Raw genomic sequence first — 1946 nt, forward strand, 5'->3', positions numbered from 1 at the left:
CGTGAAAATCGGTGGCCAGACGAATTGAGCGCCACTCGACATGGGTCTTGGCGGCTTTCTTGAGCGTGGTAGCCGCACAAGATGAGACAACTCTGTTAGTGATACCGGATGGACTATACCCCGAGCAGCCCATGATCTCGGAGCACACTCAAGAGCGCATCGTGCGGCAGGGCATCGATGCGGAAGCGGTCATGTGGCGTGCCGCCTGAGTCCTCAGCGGCAATCATGGCGTTCACCACGGCTTCTTCGACGCTGTCAACCGCAGCCACGTAGGCGGCGTCCAGATGCTGGTCGTTAAGTATCTCCAGGGAAAGTATTTCGGGCGCGCGGTGCGCCATCGGCTGGGGGTTGGCGGTGGAGAAGGCGAGGAATATGTCGCCGGAATTGTTACCGCCCGGTGTGCCGTTGCGACCGATGCCGATGGCAGCGCGGCGGGCGAGACGCTTCAGCTGATGCGGGGCGAGCGGCAGATCGGTGGCGATGATGACGATGATGGAGCCGCGTTCCTTCAGCTGGCTTTGCGGTGTATTGTCCTGCAAGTGCTTTCCGACTGGCACGCCGCAGACCGTCAACCAGTCGCGCTGGCCGTGATTGGCCTGCACGAGCGTGCCAATCGTGTAATCCTTGCCGGCATAGGTAAGACTGCGCGACGAGGTTCCTGTGCCACCCTTGAAGCCGTAGGTAATCATGCCGGTGCCGCCGCCGCAGTTGCCTTCCGATACGGGGCCTCGGGAAAGGTTTTCCAGTGCGGCGCGGGCATCGGCTTCGGTAACCGGCATGCCGTTGATGTCGCTGAGCACCCCGTCATAAGTTTCGGCGATGACGGGCATCAGCCAGAGGAAATCGCCAGTATCGTAGGTCGAGGCGTAGCGCTCCAGCATCCAGCGGATCGTTGCATGATGGGTGATGCCGACGCCGTGGGTGTTGGTGATCATGACCGGACCGAGGAAGGTGCCGCCGTCCTCGATCCAATGTGTGCCGGTCATTTCGCCATTGCCGTTAAAACGGTGCACGCCGGCATAAACTGGCACGGGCGTTTCGCAGTCGCTATGCGGCAGGATGGCGGTGACGCCGGTGCGGACCGGCAGCTTCCTGCCGGGGCGCGGGGTTTCTTCCTGGATTGTCTGGAAGCCCACGGCGATGCCTTCGACATCGGTGATGGCGTTGAGGGGGCCGGTGCGGCCGGTGAAGGGGAGGCCGAGATCGCGGGCACGGGGCTTTGTTTTTTTGTTCATGGTCACTTCTGCCGGGAGCGAAGATAGAGGCCGAGGGAGGCAATGATGAAGGAGAAGGTCAGCATCATCACGGCGATGGCGTTGATCTCCGGTTTGATGCCGCGCCGAAGCATGGCGAAGATGAACATCGGCAGGGTCGTGACATCGACCCCAGCAATGAAATAGGTGATCACGAGGTCGTCCATCGAAATGATGAAGGCGAGCAGCGCGCCGCCGAGCAGGCCCGGCAGGAGCTGCGGGAAGACCACCCTGCGAAAGGTCGTCCATTCGTTCGCTCCGAGATCGGCTGAGGCTTGCTCCAGCGTGCGGTCCATTCCGGCGAGCCGGGCGGTGACGACTATGAAGACATAGGAAGTCAGGAAGGTGCACTGGCCGATGATGATCGTGCCGATGCCGAGATTGATGCCGGCATTGACGAAGAAGATCAGCAGCGCGATGCCGAGCACGATATCCGGCATCAGCATCGGCATGAACATGACGACGCGGTAGAAGCGCCGGCCGACGAAGTCGAAGCGGTAGAGCGCGATTGCCATGGCGGTGCCGAGCACGGTGGCGATGGCGGTGGTGGAAGCGGCGATCTGCAGGCTGTTCCATACAGCCTGCACGAGCTGGTCGGTGGATTCCAGATAGAGCGCGTTTTCCGAAATCTTCGTCTTGAAGCCGAGGACCTGGACATACCAGTCGGTGGTGAAGCCGGTCCAGGTCATCATG

General features: G+C 61.4%; 2 protein-coding genes. Both read right to left on the minus strand.

The features are described from left to right. Nucleotides 1-113 precede the first annotated feature (113 nt). A complete protein-coding gene (locus AC1DUU_RS30720) occupies nucleotides 114-1235 on the minus strand; it encodes a DmpA family aminopeptidase (RefSeq protein WP_476787092.1) in 1122 nt (373 codons plus the stop codon). Nucleotides 1236-1237: 2 nt separating this feature from the next. After that, nucleotides 1238-1946 (minus strand): ABC transporter permease (locus tag AC1DUU_RS30725; protein WP_476787093.1); only part of this gene is annotated, 709 nt, incomplete at its 5' end.

The organism is Aminobacter sp. P4_H6_2 (assembly GCF_056400805.1).

Coding starts and splice junctions, on each gene's coding strand:
- AC1DUU_RS30720 (WP_476787092.1), bottom strand. CDS start 1,235: ATGAACAAAAAAACAAAGCCCCGTGCCCGCGATCTCGGCCTCCCCTTC.